At 32.8% G+C, this 16,000-nt stretch carries 15 protein-coding genes; 11 read left to right on the top strand and 4 right to left on the bottom strand.

Annotated elements, in window-relative coordinates; translation table 11 throughout:
- The 4 genes from BMX60_RS04780 to BMX60_RS04765 form a co-directional block, all read left to right on the top strand.
- Positions 1–342, top strand: a 342-nt coding sequence (locus BMX60_RS04780) for a zinc ribbon domain-containing protein (RefSeq protein WP_143055901.1), incomplete at its 5' end; no start/stop codon positions are given.
- Between the two features lie 191 nt (positions 343–533).
- Positions 534–1,268, top strand: coding sequence for an elongation factor P 5-aminopentanone reductase (ymfI, locus tag BMX60_RS04775; protein WP_091349724.1), 735 nt, complete (start codon positions 534–536; stop codon positions 1,266–1,268).
- Positions 1,269–1,335: 67 nt separating this feature from the next.
- Positions 1,336–3,780: an ABC transporter substrate-binding protein gene (locus tag BMX60_RS04770; protein ID WP_091349723.1), complete on the top strand. Its 2,445-nt coding sequence runs from the start codon at positions 1,336–1,338 to the stop codon at positions 3,778–3,780.
- Between the two features lie 73 nt (positions 3,781–3,853).
- Positions 3,854–4,876, top strand: a complete 1,023-nt coding sequence (locus BMX60_RS04765; protein ID WP_091349720.1) for a DUF362 domain-containing protein — start codon at positions 3,854–3,856, stop codon at positions 4,874–4,876.
- Between the two features lie 11 nt (positions 4,877–4,887).
- On the opposite strand, the gene BMX60_RS04760 is transcribed toward BMX60_RS04765, so the two are convergent.
- On the bottom strand, positions 4,888–5,472 hold the full coding sequence (locus BMX60_RS04760) for a zinc dependent phospholipase C family protein (RefSeq protein ID WP_091349718.1): 585 nt from the start codon (positions 5,470–5,472) through the stop codon (positions 4,888–4,890).
- A gap of 329 nt (positions 5,473–5,801) precedes the next feature.
- On the opposite strand from BMX60_RS04760, the gene BMX60_RS04755 reads away from it, so the two are divergent.
- Together BMX60_RS04755 and BMX60_RS04750 are read left to right on the top strand one after the other, a co-directional pair.
- On the top strand, positions 5,802–6,278 hold the full coding sequence (locus BMX60_RS04755) for a hypothetical protein (RefSeq protein WP_091349716.1): 477 nt from the start codon (positions 5,802–5,804) through the stop codon (positions 6,276–6,278).
- 10 nt (positions 6,279–6,288) lie between these two features.
- Positions 6,289–6,501 carry a hypothetical protein gene (locus BMX60_RS04750; RefSeq protein ID WP_091349713.1) on the top strand — a complete coding sequence of 71 codons (213 nt, stop codon included), beginning with the start codon at positions 6,289–6,291 and terminating at the stop codon, positions 6,499–6,501.
- 73 nt (positions 6,502–6,574) lie between these two features.
- On the opposite strand, the gene BMX60_RS04745 is transcribed toward BMX60_RS04750, so the two are convergent.
- From BMX60_RS04745 to BMX60_RS04735, 3 genes are read right to left on the bottom strand one after another with little or no spacing between them, the layout of a single operon-like run.
- Entirely contained in the window at positions 6,575–7,123 is a 549-nt protein-coding gene (locus BMX60_RS04745) for a GNAT family N-acetyltransferase (protein ID WP_091349711.1), read from the bottom strand.
- 19 nt (positions 7,124–7,142) lie between these two features.
- Positions 7,143–8,096, bottom strand: a complete 954-nt coding sequence (locus BMX60_RS12275; protein WP_242945710.1) for a LuxR C-terminal-related transcriptional regulator — start codon at positions 8,094–8,096, stop codon at positions 7,143–7,145.
- Positions 8,069–9,733, bottom strand: coding sequence for a winged helix-turn-helix domain-containing protein (locus tag BMX60_RS04735; RefSeq protein ID WP_091349706.1), 1,665 nt, complete (start codon positions 9,731–9,733; stop codon positions 8,069–8,071). Before BMX60_RS04735 ends, BMX60_RS12275 begins: the two co-directional genes overlap by 28 nt.
- 164 nt (positions 9,734–9,897) lie before the next feature.
- Here BMX60_RS04735 and BMX60_RS04730 point away from each other — a divergent pair, with 164 nt between their 5' ends.
- From BMX60_RS04730 to BMX60_RS12015, 5 genes are all read left to right on the top strand, one after another.
- Positions 9,898–10,815: an ABC transporter ATP-binding protein gene (locus BMX60_RS04730; RefSeq protein ID WP_091349704.1), complete on the top strand. Its 918-nt coding sequence runs from the start codon at positions 9,898–9,900 to the stop codon at positions 10,813–10,815.
- Between the two features lies 1 nt (position 10,816).
- On the top strand, positions 10,817–12,418 hold the full coding sequence (locus tag BMX60_RS04725) for an ABC transporter permease (RefSeq protein ID WP_091349700.1): 1,602 nt from the start codon (positions 10,817–10,819) through the stop codon (positions 12,416–12,418).
- A gap of 109 nt (positions 12,419–12,527) precedes the next feature.
- Positions 12,528–14,123 (top strand): amidohydrolase, encoded by a 1,596-nt coding sequence (locus tag BMX60_RS04720; RefSeq protein WP_091349698.1) that lies wholly within the window; start codon positions 12,528–12,530, stop codon positions 14,121–14,123.
- 141 nt (positions 14,124–14,264) lie between these two features.
- On the top strand, positions 14,265–15,743 hold the full coding sequence (locus BMX60_RS04715; RefSeq protein WP_091349696.1) for an aminotransferase class I/II-fold pyridoxal phosphate-dependent enzyme: 1,479 nt from the start codon (positions 14,265–14,267) through the stop codon (positions 15,741–15,743).
- Positions 15,744–15,841: 98 nt separating this feature from the next.
- Entirely contained in the window at positions 15,842–15,991 is a 150-nt protein-coding gene (locus BMX60_RS12015; RefSeq protein ID WP_177159702.1) for a hypothetical protein, read from the top strand.
- The last annotated feature ends 9 nt before the right edge of the window (positions 15,992–16,000 follow it).

The raw sequence follows: 16,000 nt of genomic DNA, 5'->3' as shown, positions 1-16,000 counted from the left end.
AGTAAAATGAATAAAAAAGTTAATCAATCATTTGTAGGAATACCACATCAAGAATTTATAAAAAAGGTAATGTATAAAGCAGAAAATGTGGGAATAAAAGTAATACTTGTAGATGAGAGTTATACAAGTGGAACATCATTTTTAGATAATGAATTGCCTATAAAAGAAAACTACAACAAATCAAGACGAATCCATAGAGGTCTATTTAGGAGTAATAATGGCACTTTAATAAATGCAGATTTAAATGGAGCATATCAAATAATGAAAAAAGTATTCCCCAATGTATTTTCGGAGGGGATAGAGGGTGTGGGGTTATACCCAATCAGAGTAAACATAGCTTAAGCTGTGTTGACTGATAAATAATTTTATTAAAATATTTAATATTTTTATCGATTTTAATAAAATTAATAACCTGGTAAACTGTCCTATTAGTTCATGAAACTAGCTAATTATTAAATTATAAATAAAGGTAAAAAATGAGATGAAAACAAGAAAAAGTAAAATAAAAAAAACAAAAAAGAAGGGATCAGCATATGAAAAAAACTGTCTTAATCACAGGGGCATCCCGGGGTATTGGAAGGGAAACAGCTAAATTATTTGCACAGAATAATTACAATGTAGCCATTAACTACTATCAGGGGGAAGAAGCTGCTGAAAGTTTATTTCGGGAACTAATTAATAATAACTACAGTGCAATAAAAGTAAAGGCTGATGTCAGAGACAGGAAAGAAGTAGATAAAATGGTTACCACTATATATAATTACTTTGGCAACATAGATGTTTTAGTAAACAATGCCGGTGTTGCTCAAGAAAAACTATTTACTGATATATCTGAAGAGGATTGGGATTGGATCTTTGATGTCAATGTTAAAGGGATATTCAACTGCTGCCAAAGTGTTTTACCTAAAATGATATCTAATAAACAGGGTAAGATTATTAACATATCATCAATCTGGGGAATAACCGGTGCTTCCTGTGAAGTACACTACTCTGCTGCAAAGGCAGCAGTAATTGGTTTTACCAAGGCACTGGCTAAAGAAGTTGGACCATCTAACATTCAAGTTAATTGTGTTTGTCCAGGGATTATTCAAACAGACATGATCTCCCACATAGATGAATCAATAATGGAAGAACTGAAAAGGGAAACACCTTTAGGGGTAATCGGTTCACCAAGGGATGTAGGTGAACTGGTATTATTCCTTGCATCAGATAAAGCAAATTTTATTACAGGCCAAATTATCAGTCCTAACGGTGGATTAGTAATATAAAATATGGTATAATTTTTTAAATTATTGATTCATCAAAATATTTTTTATAAGGAGAGGGGATGGTTCCGTGTTTAAATTATGGATGAAAAAAAGAAAGGATGAAGAGTTAGCCCGGATAAATACTGAAGAACACATTAAAGGACAAGAAAAATTAGTAAAGCTTAAACAAAATGAAGAAAATCTTTTACATAATTTGGATGTTAGAATTAAAGACTCCCAAAACCAAACGGAAAATTTAATTAGTATCATTGAAGCCATTTCCAAGAGGGTAGAAGAACAAGTAAAGTATATTAACCACGTTGTTGATGAAATAACCAACTACTCTGCCATGGCAGAGGAATTGGCTGCCAGTTCCGACACATCCTATCAAACAGCGAAAGATACCTTAGATGTCATAGAAGAAGGTAGTAAAGCTGTCCATAATACTTTAGAAGCTATGGAAGAAATTAAAAAATCAATAACTTCTGTTATGAATGAAATAACAGAATTAAAATCTGCCGCTGCACAAATTGATAGTATTTTAGGTATAATAAAAGGGATTGCCGATCAAACCAATTTATTATCATTAAATGCAGCGATAGAAGCAGCTAGAGCTGGAGAAGCTGGGTTAGGATTTGCCGTAGTTGCTAAAGAGGTTAAAGTCTTAGCCGATAGAAGTGCAAAATCTGCCGATGATATTTCAAAAATTATTGAGAATATCAATTTAAATGTAACAAAGACAGTTGCTGCTATTGAAAAGAGTAACGAAAAAATAATTGAGGGTTCACAGATAGCGGAAAAATCCAATACATCTTTTAACAAAATTCAATCATCTATAAATCAGTTAATTGCCAGTATGAAAGAAATAAATAGTTCGATTAATGAGCAAAGCAGTGGCCTAGAGGCAATACTAATGTCAACAGATAATATGACAAAGATCTCCGAAAAGGCAATGTCAATGGTGGAAAGTGCTTTAATGAATACCCAGTTTACTAAAGCAGCATTAACGGCTTTAGGTCAAGTTGCTCTTTTATTAGACGGAATGACAAAGGAATTAATTAAAGAAACTGCCGATGTTGAAAAAGAACCTATTAACCTGACATTTTACTTTGGAGGTTCTTTGCCTAGTTTAGATCCAGCTATTAATAACAGTATAGAAGATGTAAGATTTTTATCAAATATTCATGCCGGTTTACTTACAACCAGTGAAAGTGGAGATGTATTACCCGCTTTAGCTAAAAACTGGTATGTTGAAGATGATAATTTAACTTGGGTATTTAATATTAGAAATAATGCTACTTTCCATAATGGGAAAAAAATCTATGCAAAGCACATCAAATACTCTTTAGAAAGGGTATTATCACCAAAGCTCAACTCCCCTAACACCTGGTTTATTGATTACATAGAAGGTGCTAAAGAATTCATGGAAGGAAAAGCTCAGGAAGTTAAGGGAATTAAGGTACTAGGGGATTACAGTTTATCAATTAAGCTTTCTTTTCCTTTTAGTGGATTTTTGCTGTTTTTATCCCAACCTTGTTTTGCTGTGATGGATCCTGAAGAAGTAGAACGGGGAAGATTCATAGGCTGTGGAGCTTATATGATAGAAGAGGTCAATGAACAAGGTTATAAACTTAAAGCCTTTGATAATTATTTTGGTGGAAAACCCTATTGTGATTACATAAATGTAGTAAAAAAAGATGATAATCCCTTAGAAAGTTTTAAAAATAAAAAATATGATTTCTTCATAGTATCTAACAAAAAAGAGTTAGAAGAAATCAAAGAAACACCATATTACAATAGACTTAAAAGTTATGAACTTTTAGGAACTATCTTTATTGGTTTTAAAATTAAAAATACCGACTCTCCTTTTACTAAAAAAGCAGTAAGGAAAGCCTTTAATTATGCAATTAACAAAAAGAGGATAATTGATGAATTGACAGGTGGGTTAGGCTCTATAGCAAAATGTGTAGTTCCTTCCGGGTTAATTCCTACTGACCATGTTAGAGGTTATGAATATAATCCTGAAAAAGCTAAAGAAATTTTAAGGAAAGAAAAGGTGAATTTAAGTAGACCTGTTAATATCCTTTGTGGACCGAAGACCCATCCTGTACTAAAATTTATCGAAGAAGATCTAAAGGCACTAGGCTTAACATGTAAATACACTAATGTATCAAATGAAGAATATAGATCCACAAAACTACAAAAGGGTTATGATATTTTCTTTTATGGTTGGTATGCAGATGCTATGGAACCTTCTTCATTTATTGAGCCACTATTTGTCACAGGAAGTACTTCAAATTTATGTGGTTATGAAAATGATTATTTAGATAAGTTGCTAAAACTGGCTAAAGAAACGACTAATCCCATGAGAAGGTTGGAATATTATAAGGAAATTCAACAAATACTCTCTGAAGATGTCCCATGTATCCCTTTGTATCATCCCCACAACGGAATCATCACCGGAGAAGATGTCCTTAATGTAAATTTATCTAATATAGCTATGATTAAATTTGATAATATTATTAAGGGATAACAATAGGAAAAACCCCACTTGGTAAATACTAAGTGGGGTATTATTAAAATAATAACTTAGGAGGTAATTTTTTATGAATAAAGTCTATTATATAAAAAATACTGGAACAGATTATCAGCAGCTAGGGCGAGATGCTCTGAGGTTATTAAAGGAAGTCATAAGGGAAACCAAACATCAATTCACAAAAGAAGTTCCTATAAAAGTTCACTTTGGAGAAAAGGGCAATAAAACCTTTATACCGGCAATTTGCTATGATGAGATTATTCACTACCTAAAAGAAACTGGGGTATCTCCCTACTATATCGAAACCAATGTTTTATATAGAGGTGCGAGAACTACTAAGGAACAACACATAGAAACTGCAAAAAAACATGGTTTTACCCAAATCCCGATAATAATAGCAGATGGAGATATCGGTACAGACTACTATGAAGTTCCAATTGACAAAGAATATATTAAGAAGTGTAAAATCGGGAAGGAATTTAGTAAGTTCCCTCAATTTATAGTAATGAGCCATTTTAAAGGCCATGGTGGTGCAGGGTTCGGAGGAGCCCTAAAACAATTGGCTATGGGCTTTGCCTCCAGAGGGGGTAAATTAGAACAACACTCAGGGATAGCACCGATAGTCAATGGAGATAAATGTATTAGTTGTGGCCTTTGTGTAGATAAATGCGATTTTGAAGCAATTCAAATCGCTCCTAAAGCAATAATTGATGGAGAAAAATGTGTAGGTTGTGCTGGATGTATAGCCGTTTGTCCTGAAGGGGCAATTAAAAACACCTGGGGAGGATCTAATTTTTTTGAAAAACTGGCAGAATATGCCTACGGAGCGGCAAAGGATAAAGATATAATTTATATTTCCTTTGTTCACAACATCACCAAAGACTGTGATTGTGTTGGTACAGCCATGGAATTGATTGCCGAAAATATCGGTATTTTGGCAGGAAAAGATCCCGTTGCTTTAGATACAGCCTGTTTAGATTTAGTTCAAAAATCCAGTGGAGAAAAGCTCTTTGAAAAGGGCCGGGCTACTTTACACCATGCTGAAAAAATTGGCTTAGGAAGGATGGATTATCAGTTAATTGAAATTGATTAAATCATTATAGTTTAACCGTGGGAAATATCGGCAAGTTCCAGGGTAGAAGGTAAAGTAAAAGGGGATTTATTAAGGATATAGTAACTAGAGATAGTAGTTGCCCTTAGGGCAAAGAATATATCATTTTCGATACTTGGAGATTTTTTTCTATACTCCTTCTCTAAAGCAGTAATAGTATCCTTTATATTGCCCCCTAGTAAGCTGTTAATTTGCAGATTTTCTGCAGTTAGCAGCTTATTCTTATCTAATTTTCTAAAAGTATTGTGGAGGGCAAATTCATATTTCATATGGTTAGATAAATTAAATTTTTCTTTGGAATAGTGGGGTGCACAGAAAAAATCTGCTAAAAAGTGGTTAATTACCCCGAGGGAAACAGAAAACTTCTCTATTTCTTCTAAAGATGATAATTTTTCCCCTTCCTCTAAAACGAAATTGAAGGACTCTTTGAAGTTATGGCCCCTTGAAAATAGAGGTAATAACAAATCTGGTTTGATATTACCGTAAATAAAGGAGTTTTTTCGTAGGTTAAAGAAACCTTGTCTTTTTAGATAGTTATAGACTTTATTACCGATCAAAACATGGGTATTTACAAGCATTTATTCATCTCCTCGGTATTTCGACTTTGTAAGTTCAATTTATCATATCAATATTATTAAAAGATTTCAATAAGGTTAAGTTAATGTAAAAATAAAATATATAAAAGGTGATGTTGTTACCCATCACCTTTTATTCTTTCCCTAAATATTAATATCTAAACAGTTTTCTTTTTCCTAAAGATTTTGTATTTTTTATACTAGGCTTGATAGAGGCTGAAATTTAGTGGAAATTAAAAATATAAAAATAATAATATTTTTTTAAAAAAGGGTATTTATTAATTTGGTAGAATAATATATTTAATGGGGTTTACAAAAAAAGGAGGAGAAAAATGTTCAAAAAAATAATAAGCAGTGCTTTGATTTGTATTCTTGGTATTAGCTTTTTAGGAGGGAGAGTTGCGAAAGCGGAAGAGGTTCTATCTTCACAAGATACAATTCAATCAATCTTAAATGCTAAAGTTGAGGAAAAGTACGATCCTATGAATGGTTGTTTTTATTATGGAATGGATTTTGATTCATTAACAGAAGAGGAGATGCAAATACTCTCAAATGGCAACATTACAGTAAAAATTAATGAAATAATAGTAGCGATTATTATTGGGGGTACGATTATTTACTCTACAGGTAAAAGTGCTGAGGAATGGGTTGCGATATCTATGGAGTGGTCTGCTGATGCTCTCAGATGGGTTGGGAGTGGAGCTGTAGAACTAGTAAGATGGTGGTTTACTTGGGATTACTTCGTGGGATATAATGGAAATGGCTGTGTTAGTTATGATAGAGGAATGACTTGGATATGTCCTTACTAAGGAGAAAAAAATGAGTAAAACAAGATTTGTAATAGAAACCATTTTGACTATAATTGTTTGCATTTTCTTTGTTGGATTTTTAGGTTTAGATGCTTTTTTAGCCAATGTATTGGAAAAAATTTTCGGTGAACCTAATGTGGTTTCAAAAATAATTATACCTCTGATTGGCATACTAGTCTCTTACTTTATAATTCGTAGGAATTACAAGAGATTAACAAAATAACCCCCATTACACAAAACAAGACACCCTCTAAAAGAAGGTGTCTTATTTAATGAAATGAGTCCTTATTTGTTCTTTAAAGCCCCTTTGATAGGTTGTCCATATTTTCTCCTTTAAACAAAGCCATTACATATATATCATGGTATTGGCCATCTCTATAAAGTTCTTCTCTCAAAATTCCTTCTACTTTAAAGCCTACCTTTTCAAAAGCCTTTATTCCCCGCTTATTAAAAGAAAAGGTATTGAGTTTAATTTTATTTATATTTAGTTGCTCAAATATAAATTTGATTAAAACATGGAGGGCATCGGTTCCATAACCTTTACTTTGATAATTTTTATCACCTATGAAAATGCCAATTTCTGCCCAACTATTTTTCCAATCGATTTTATTGATACCACAACCACCGATATATTTACTTTCTTCTAAAGTTTCAATAGCAAAAGAATAGCAGTCTTTAGTAGCACTATTATTTGCCATCCACCTTTCTTCATCTTCCAAAGTGTACAGGTAGGGGATGCCTGGGTTAATGAGTCGTTTAATATCTGGATCATTAATATATGTTAAAGCAGTATTCAAATCTTCTTTCCGATATTCCCTTAATCTTACTTTTTTTCCTGTAAACATAATAAATCCTCCTTAAACTTTAGTCAAATAGCTTTAACTTTCTACCCATTGCTACAGCTTGGGTTCTGCTTTTAACCCCTAATTTTCCATAAATATTGCTGGTATACCATTTAACTGTTCCTACCGTTAGGAACAACTTATCGGCGATCTGTTGGTTACTAAACCCTAAACCTAGTAATTGTAGAATTTCTAATTCCCTAGTAGTTAAATCTTCTACTAAATCATAGGAATTTTGGGAGCTGTTTACTTGTATAGGGATATTTATTTTTTCTTCTTTAATAATTTGATAATAACCGGAATCTTCGGCCACTTTTTTAGCCTTTTCTAAGATTTTTTCTGCCCTTTCTCTATTTCCTAATTTTTTTTCTAAACGGGAGGATAAAAGCAAAGTTTCAATATATAGCTTTTTATCACCTTTTAACTGGGCATTTTCTTCAATTATTTTCAACTGTTTACCTATAGCTGCGGAAATTTTTTCTTCTTCTAATAGGATATTAAATAATATTAAATATCCTTCTTCTAGACCATACTGGACGAGGCTATTTTCCTTAATCCCCAGAGAGGATAAAATTTCTTTAGCTTTAAACTTATTTCCTAATTTTAAGTTAATACGACTTTCCCAGAGGGCTGAAATGTAAAGGAAGACTGATGAAAGAGTTTCTGAGCTGTTAAAGTTAATTTCATTTATTAACTCTAAAGCTTGGTGATATTTTTTCTGGTAATTCAATAAAGCTACTTTATAAAATGAGTTCCAAATATAATATGGTTTTTCAGGTTTACTTAAATATAGCCCTTTTTCTATATAATGTTCTGCTCCTTCTATATTTCCTTTTTCCATTTCCACTGCACCTTTTAAAGCCCAAATACCCCCTACCCGACTGATAAAAGAAAAACCATGCTCCCTAATTAATTGAATTAACTTTTGTATTAATTCTTCCGTTTCTTTTAATTTTCCAAGTTTAAATAATGTAATAGCGACCTTTGTTCCGGTAGATAAAATGAAATAGGGATTTTGATTATCAGTATGATAGAATAAGCTTTTAAGTAATAATGATGGGCTTTTTTAAATTCACCGGAAAAAAACAAAGCATCGCCACAGACAACCGTTGTTGCCATAGACCAAAAGAAATCCCCTTGGGGCAATAAATTTAATGCCTTTTTACTAGTTTCTAAAACATCTGTCAAACAAACTTTGCCAGCATAAATTTTATAATAAACCTGGATAGTCGTTAAAATACCTAAATAACCTTCATCTGAAGAATTAACTTCACTGGCTAAATTTAGGTAATATTCGACTTTTTTCATATCACCTAATATCAGCATTATAAATGCCTTATATAAAATCAAACGGGGATATTTTTTTAAAATATCTAAAGAGAAGTTTTGGAAATATTTATGGATTAATTGCAAATGGTTTAAATTAAATAATTGTTCGATAGGAAAATGATGGAGTACAAAGGCGGTTTTATCAAAGTCATTGATTATATAGCTATGATAAAGGGCAGTACTAGGTTCGTTAGATTGAAGAAAATAGTCAAATGCCCTTTGATTTAAGTGGATAAATTTTTCGTAATAATGTTTTTTTAGCATTGATAATAATATTTGAGAAAAAAGAGGGTGGTATGTAAACCAACTTTTTTTCTCATCTAAGGGTATTAAAAAGAGGTTATCTCTATCCAGTTTAGCTAATATTTTTTCACTATTGGACCGTTCAGTAATTTGATCACAAAGGGTAGAATTAAATCTTTGGAAAATAGAGGTTTCTAAAAGGAAATCTCTAATTTCTTTTTCTTGGTTATTAAATACTTCTTCAGTTAGAAAATGTAAAATAGAACAGTGATTTCCCGAAAACTTTTTAATAAAACCTTCCACATCTTTCGTTGATAAGAGGGAAGATATAGCTAGTTTTAAGCCGGTAACCCAACCTGCAGTTTTTGTTAATAAAATTTCTATTTCTTCATCTTTTAATAACAAGTTATCGTATAGTTTCAGCATTGTAGAAATTTCTTCTATTGTAAACTTTAATTGATTAACTCCAACCTCTAAAAGCTTTTCTTTAGCTCTCCACTTGGCAAGTGGCCAAGGTGGTAGAGAACGGGTAGTAACAACTAGATGAAGGTTTGGAGGTAGGTTTTCAATAAAATAAGCCATTCCTTGATGAATTTCAGAGTTTGTTATCAAATGATAGTCATCAAGGACTAAATACATTATCCCTTCCCTTTCCATTAACTCATTTAATAATGGGACTATAATGCTTTTAGATGACCACTCAGTAAAATAATTATTGGAATTAAGAAAGTGAAGGATATTTTTCCCTAAATTCCTGTCGAATTTTTGTAGAGCAGTTATTATATAGCCCCAAAACAGTGAAGGGCTATTATCATGTTCATCTAAGGATACCCAAGCTGTACTTTCTTTTTCTTTTTCCAACCATATCCTTGTTAATGTAGTTTTGCCATAGCCGGCAGGGGCACAAAAAAGGGTTAATTTACGACAAAACATTTTTCCAACTTGTAAATTATCATTTAATTTGTTTACAAGTTCATAACGGGGTACCACCTTTGTGTTTAATGGGGGAACAATAACTTTAGTTTTTAGAAATTCCTGCATAAATTTCATCTCCCATCCTTAAGGAGTTTATAATTATTTTCAACATAGGAACAATTATTCCTGCTTTTAGTAAGGAATTATTTTAAAAAAGTCTAACTTTTGGCAGGTCAGAAAAAAAGTTGAACAAGTTAAAATTAAACTAGAAAAAATTTGGAGGTGTTATCATGAATGTAATTGAAATTAAAGGGCTAACAAAATACTATGGCGATTTCCGCGCTTTAAATCAAATCAATTTAAATGTAAAGAAAGGTGAAGTACTAGGTTTTCTAGGTCCCAACGGTGCTGGTAAAACCACAACAATTAGGATATTGTTGGGAATGTTAAAAAAAAGCAGTGGTATTGCCAAAATCTTTGGTAAAGATGTTTGGAAAGATTCAGTGGATATCCACCGGCGCTTAGCTTATGTTCCCGGTGATGTTCATCTTTGGCCTAATTTAACCGGTGGAGAAGTTATTGATTTATTTTGCCAGTTAAGGGGTGGGTTAGATCAGAAAACTAAAAAGGGGCTTATCCAACGATTTGATTTAGACCCTACCAAAAAATGTGGCACATATTCTAAGGGAAATAGACAAAAAGTTGCTTTAATCGCAGCCTTTTCTTCCGATGTTGATCTATATATTCTCGATGAACCAACTTCCGGATTAGATCCTTTAATGACCTGTATCTTTCAAGAATGTGTTAAGGAATTAAAGGAAAGAGGAAAAACAATTTTAATGTCAAGCCATATTTTAGCAGATGTAGAAAAATTGTGTGATACAGTAACAATTATTCGCCGGGGAGAGATTGTAGAAACCGGTACCTTAAAAGATTTACGGCATATGACTAGAATAACCATGGAAGTAGAAACTGAGGTCCAACCAACGGAATTAAAAAACTTTGAATGGATTTATAATTTAAAAGTAGTTGATAACAAAATGATTTTTCAAGTAGATCACAATAGAATTAATGAAATCCTTCAATACTTGACGAAGTTTAACATAAAATCTATGGTTAGTACTCCCCCTACTTTAGAGGAATTGTTTATGAGCTATTATGGTGAAGATATAGCTTTATTAAAAAATGGAAAAGGAGGAGGGATTTAGAGTGAAAAATACTGATTTTCAAGGAACAAAGACCTTAGTAAAATTAGCCCTTAGGAGAGATAGAATAATATTACCTTTATGGATAATAGGTATTTTTTTCCTAATAACACTTATTACTGCAGTATACGGGGAATTCACCCCACAGGATATGGCGGAAATGATTATTATGGCCTCCCCTTCTCCGGGAATGCGTTTGTTAATGGCCCCTGCTTTTCCCGAATATGTTGATGGATTAGGCACTTTCTTTTTAGTTAGGATGTCATTGATAATTACTGTTCTCATTGGAATAATGAACATTCAACTAATTATCAGGCATACAAGAAATAACGAAGATACTGGTTGTACAGAGATGTTAGCTTCAATGGAAGTAGGAAGGTATGCCCTATTATCTGCAGCACTAACAGTGGCAGTAATAACTAATATCTTGCTATCGGTATTTATAACCTTAGGATTTGTTGTCAATGGTTTACCATTATTAGGTTCTTTGGCAGCTGGAACATCCTTTGGAGGTATTGGGCTAGTTTTTGCTGGAATAGCAGGGATTACAGCCCAATTAAGTTCAAGGAGTAGAGATGGATCTAGTCTAGCTTTTTTAATAAAAGCCTTTTTAATTTTAATAAGTTCCTTAAGTAATGTATTTGGCCAGTTAAATCAAGGGGGATTAGGTTTTCAAAGTGCTTCTTTTACCTGGGTTTCCCCTGTAGGTTGGGTCCAGCAAATCCACCCCTTTAGTAAAAACAATTTTTGGATTTTACCGTTATTTATCATCTTGTTTCTGATTTTAGTTAAAGGGGCCTTTTCTTTGATCGATATCAGAGATATTGGAAGTGGAATAATTCCCGCTAAAAAAGGACCTGAAAAGGCTGCCCAATGGATGTTAAATCCCTTAGGTCTAGGATGGAAACTACAAAGGAAAGGGATTTTAGGTTGGGCAATCCCAATGATAATCTTTGGAGCTATAATGGGAGGTTCAAGCACAGAATTTGGGGATTTCATGGAAAATATGGAAGGTTTTGAAAACATGATAATCAATAGTGAAAATTTTCTCTATGTCTTTATCGGATTGATGGCTAGTATATTACTAATATACGCTAAAACTGGAGTTATGAGGATGTATTCAGAGGAAAGGGAAGGTTATGCTGAAGGAGTTTTAGCTACCGCTGTTAGTCGAACTACTTGGGCATTGAGCCAACTTATTTTAACGGTACTAAGCTCTATAATTATAATGATAGCTTTTTCTACCAGTGTTGCCTTAGCAGCTGGGGTCTCCTCACAAAGTCTTAGCCAGTTTATAAAAGGGGGGCTTTATCAGAGTACAGGTATTATAGTTGTTATAGGGTTTTCCACTGCTGTATACGGTTTGTTTCCTAAAGTTAGTAAAGCTTTATCTTGGATTGCTGTATTTGCCAGTATCTTTTTAGGTCCCTTCTTTGGTCCTCTATTGAATTTGCCAGAAAGTGTGCAAAAAATTTCCCCCTTTACCCATATAGCAACTTTTCCTCAAGATGTGAAGTTAAGTAATCTGTTAATTTTAATTATAATAAGTGGACTTTTAGCACTTAAAGGTTTAGCTGCCTTCAATAAAAGGGACTTAAAATTATAAAAAATGTAATCAATAAACATGGGGTCAACATACCCCGTTTTTTTTCTTGATTACAGGTATTTAACCTGATATTATTTTTTTAAATAAAGATAAGGTGAGGGGTGGAAGTGTGAGGGTAATATTGATAAACGGTAAAATTTATGTAGAGAAAAATAGATTTTGTGAAGGGTTATTGATTGAAAAGGGTATAATTAAAGAAATTGGTTCTAATGACCAAATAGGAAAATTAAAAGGAGATAAAGTTATAGATCTTCAAGGGAAAACAGTACTTCCTGGCTTTAACGACAGTCATTTACATTTGTCTGGTATAGGTGCAGCTATGTTTAATTGTAATTTAATGGGAACAAATTCTATTGAAGAAGTCATCCAAAGGGGTATTAATTTTTTAAGGGAAAACCCTAATCTCCAGGTCCTTTATGGTAGAGGTTGGAACCAGGATTATTTTATCTTTGGGGAAAAGAGGTTACTAATTAAGGAAGATTTAGATAGAATTTCCAGAGAAATTCCAATAATTTTTGATAGAGTATGTGGTCATCTTTCAGTTGGAAATACTAGAGCATTAGAACTCCTTGGGGTAAATTCAAATACCATTGTCAATGGAGGAACAATAGAGCTTGATGAAAAAGGAAAACCCAATGGTATTTTTACTGAAAGTGCTGTGGCTTTACTTTATTCTCTGATACCTCCTAAAAGTTATAAAGATAGGGAGATGGAATTTTTAAAAGCTCAAGATTATTTATTAAGTTTAGGGGTTACGTCTGTTCAATCCTGTGATGTAGTAGTAGATTCTACAAATCGGGAATCAGAATGTATGTTTAATATTATCAAAGGGCTTTATAAGGAAAAGAAATTAAAAATCCGCTATAGCCATCAATTTAACTATCAAAGGATAGAAGATTTTCATCGGTATATAGATGGAGAATTAAAATCAGAAGGGTATGATGATATCTATTTATCAAAGGGAGGTCTAAAACTTTTTTGTGATGGTTCTTTAGGGGCAAGGACTGCATTGATGCTAGAAGATTATAAAGATGCACCGGGTAACAAAGGAGTAGAGGTATTAACTGAAAGGGAGCTGTCTAATTTTGTAAAATTGGCAACTGAAAATAAAATCAGAGTAGTAATCCATGCCATTGGTAATGGAGCTGTTCAAAGGGTTATCAATGTCTATAAAGATAGTATTGAAAAATGGGGGAATAAAGACAATTATCTTCGCCATGGTATTATCCATTGCCAAATAACTACAAGGGAACAGTTAAAAAAGATTGCTAAATTAAAGATTCCTGTCATGTATCAGCCAATTTTTTTAGATTATGACAGGAAAATTGTGAAGGAACGGGTAGGAGAAGATTTAGCCAATACTTCATATGCCTTCAATACTTTATATAAACTGGGAGCACCAATAAGTTTTGGTACTGATGGACCTGTAGAAAATTGCAATCCCTTTATCAATTTGTATTTTGCTGTAACGAGGGGTGGATTTAACTTAGGTGAGAAGATGAAATTAGAAGATGCCATTGATGTTTATACATTAGGTAGTGCATTTAATGAGCATAAAGAAAGGGTAAAGGGAAGGTTAAAGCCGGGATATGTAGGGGATTTAATCTTATTAGATAAAGATATTTTTAAAATCCCAGAAGAAGAGATAAAGGATATTAAAGTACAAATGACGATGGTTAATGGAGAAATAATTTATCAAAGATAGAATTAAAGTTAAAATTATTAGATATAAATTTAACAAAAATCCCTTTTAAAAAAAGAGTTTTTTTGCTAAAATTCATCTTGTGTATTTGATTAAAGCAGTGGTAAAAATATTAAAAATAAACTTATAAGGGAGTAATTAAAGTTGAAAAATAAAGGACAAAATCAAACACCTCTTTTTACAGCATTAAAAGAATATAGTAAAAGTGGTATAGTGCCCTTCGATGTACCAGGTCATAAGCAAGGTAAGGGAATAAAGGAATTTACTGAATATGTAGGAACTACCCTTATGGAGTTAGATGTTAATTCTGTAAAATGCCTTGATAATATTTGTAATCCTATTGGAGTAATCAAGGAAGCAGAGGACTTGGCAGCTCAAGCCTTTGGTGCAGATCACAGTTTCTTCCTGGTCAATGGTACCACTTCTGGGGTCCAGACAATGATTATGAGTGCTTGCAAACCAGGGGATAAAATCATAATCCCTAGAAACGCTCATAAGTCAGCTATATCTGGCATTATTTTAAGTGGAGCAATACCAATTTATATTCAACCGGAAATAGATGAGAATTTAGGTATAGCCATGGGAGTGACTGTGGAACGGGTGAAGAAAACGATCAAAGCACACCCAGATGCTAAAGCTATTTTTCTTATAAATCCCACATATTATGGAGCAACATCAAATATCAAAGAAATTGTAGAAATAGCCCATCAACATTCTATGGCGGTACTAGTAGATGAAGCCCATGGAGCCCATATGGGATTCCATGAAGAATTTCCCCCTTCTGCCATGGAATTGGGGGCAGATATGAGTGCAGTAAGTCTTCATAAAACTGGAGGTTCATTAACACAAAGTTCCCTTTTATTATTAAAAAAAGGGATAATAGATCCCTTCACAGTTAAAGCAAACCTTAACTTGACCCAAACTACCAGTGCATCCTATTTACTAATGTCTAGTTTAGATGTGGCCCGTAAACAGCTGGCTACCCAAGGTCAAGAATTATTAGATAGGGTATTAAAATTGGTAAGAAAAGCTAGAGAGGAAATAAATAAAATCGATGGATTATATGCCTTTGGTAAAGAATTAGTAGGTAATCCAGGGGTATATGATTTTGATGAATCAAAGCTTGGTGTAAATGTCAGGAAGTTAGGATTAACTGGTTTCGAAGTTTATGATATCTTGAGGGATGATTATAAAATTCAGGTGGAATTAGCAGATTATTATAATATTATGGCTATAGTTAGTTTAGGAGATACAGAACAATCATTAAATGCTTTAGTTAATGCTCTAAAGGATATTGCTTTTAGATATAGAAAAGATGAAGAAATTAAGATGATCACCAATGTCTTAAAAAACCCTGCTGTTATTGTTTCACCCCGGGATGCATATTACAGTAGTAAAAGGGTGGTTAAATTAGATGATGCAGTAGGAGAAATCAGTGGTGAGTCAATTATGGCATATCCTCCTGGAATACCCGTTGTTGCCCCAGGGGAGAGGATTACTAAAGAAATGATTGAATATATTAAATTGTTAAAAGAAGAGGAAACCCTTCTTCAAGGTACAGAAGATCCCTATATAGAATATATAAAGGTACTAGGGTTAAATACCAACGGTTTTGGTAAATAGAAATTTAATGAACACAACTATTAAAGGCAAATTACTTAAATATTTTAAGTGATTTGCTTTTTTATTCATCACAAAACAGTTAAATAATGATATAATTAATGAAAAATTTGATTTTTATTAGACAAATTCCCTGTACTACATTGTTGGAAGAGGAGTTAGAGATTAAAGATAAGTTAATTGGCTTAGGTTTTGAAACTTGGTTTGATTGGAAACCAGATTATTTATATTTTGTTATGGAGTTAAAGTAAAATTAGTTT

It is taken from the genome of Anaerobranca gottschalkii DSM 13577, from assembly GCF_900111575.1.
Lineage (GTDB): Bacteria > Bacillota > Proteinivoracia > Proteinivoracales > Proteinivoracaceae > Anaerobranca > Anaerobranca gottschalkii.
Note: the sequence above shows the minus strand (reverse complement) of the source record. Positions and strands in the feature narration are given on the sequence as shown.

What these genes read in the sequence shown, in the direction of transcription:
- BMX60_RS04760 (WP_091349718.1), bottom strand. Translation starts at nt 5,472, where the DNA reads ATGCTTGTAAATACCCATGTTTTGATCGGTAATAAAGTCTATAACTAT.
- BMX60_RS04745 (WP_091349711.1), bottom strand. Translation starts at nt 7,123, where the DNA reads ATGTTTACAGGAAAAAAAGTAAGATTAAGGGAATATCGGAAAGAAGAT.
- BMX60_RS04755 (WP_091349716.1), top strand. Translation starts at nt 5,802, where the DNA reads ATGTTCAAAAAAATAATAAGCAGTGCTTTGATTTGTATTCTTGGTATT.
- ymfI (WP_091349724.1), top strand. Translation starts at nt 534, where the DNA reads ATGAAAAAAACTGTCTTAATCACAGGGGCATCCCGGGGTATTGGAAGG.
- BMX60_RS04730 (WP_091349704.1), top strand. Translation starts at nt 9,898, where the DNA reads ATGAATGTAATTGAAATTAAAGGGCTAACAAAATACTATGGCGATTTC.
- BMX60_RS04765 (WP_091349720.1), top strand. Translation starts at nt 3,854, where the DNA reads ATGAATAAAGTCTATTATATAAAAAATACTGGAACAGATTATCAGCAG.
- BMX60_RS04750 (WP_091349713.1), top strand. Translation starts at nt 6,289, where the DNA reads ATGAGTAAAACAAGATTTGTAATAGAAACCATTTTGACTATAATTGTT.
- BMX60_RS04735 (WP_091349706.1), bottom strand. Translation starts at nt 9,733, where the DNA reads ATGCAGGAATTTCTAAAAACTAAAGTTATTGTTCCCCCATTAAACACA.
- BMX60_RS12015 (WP_177159702.1), top strand. Translation starts at nt 15,842, where the DNA reads ATGAAAAATTTGATTTTTATTAGACAAATTCCCTGTACTACATTGTTG.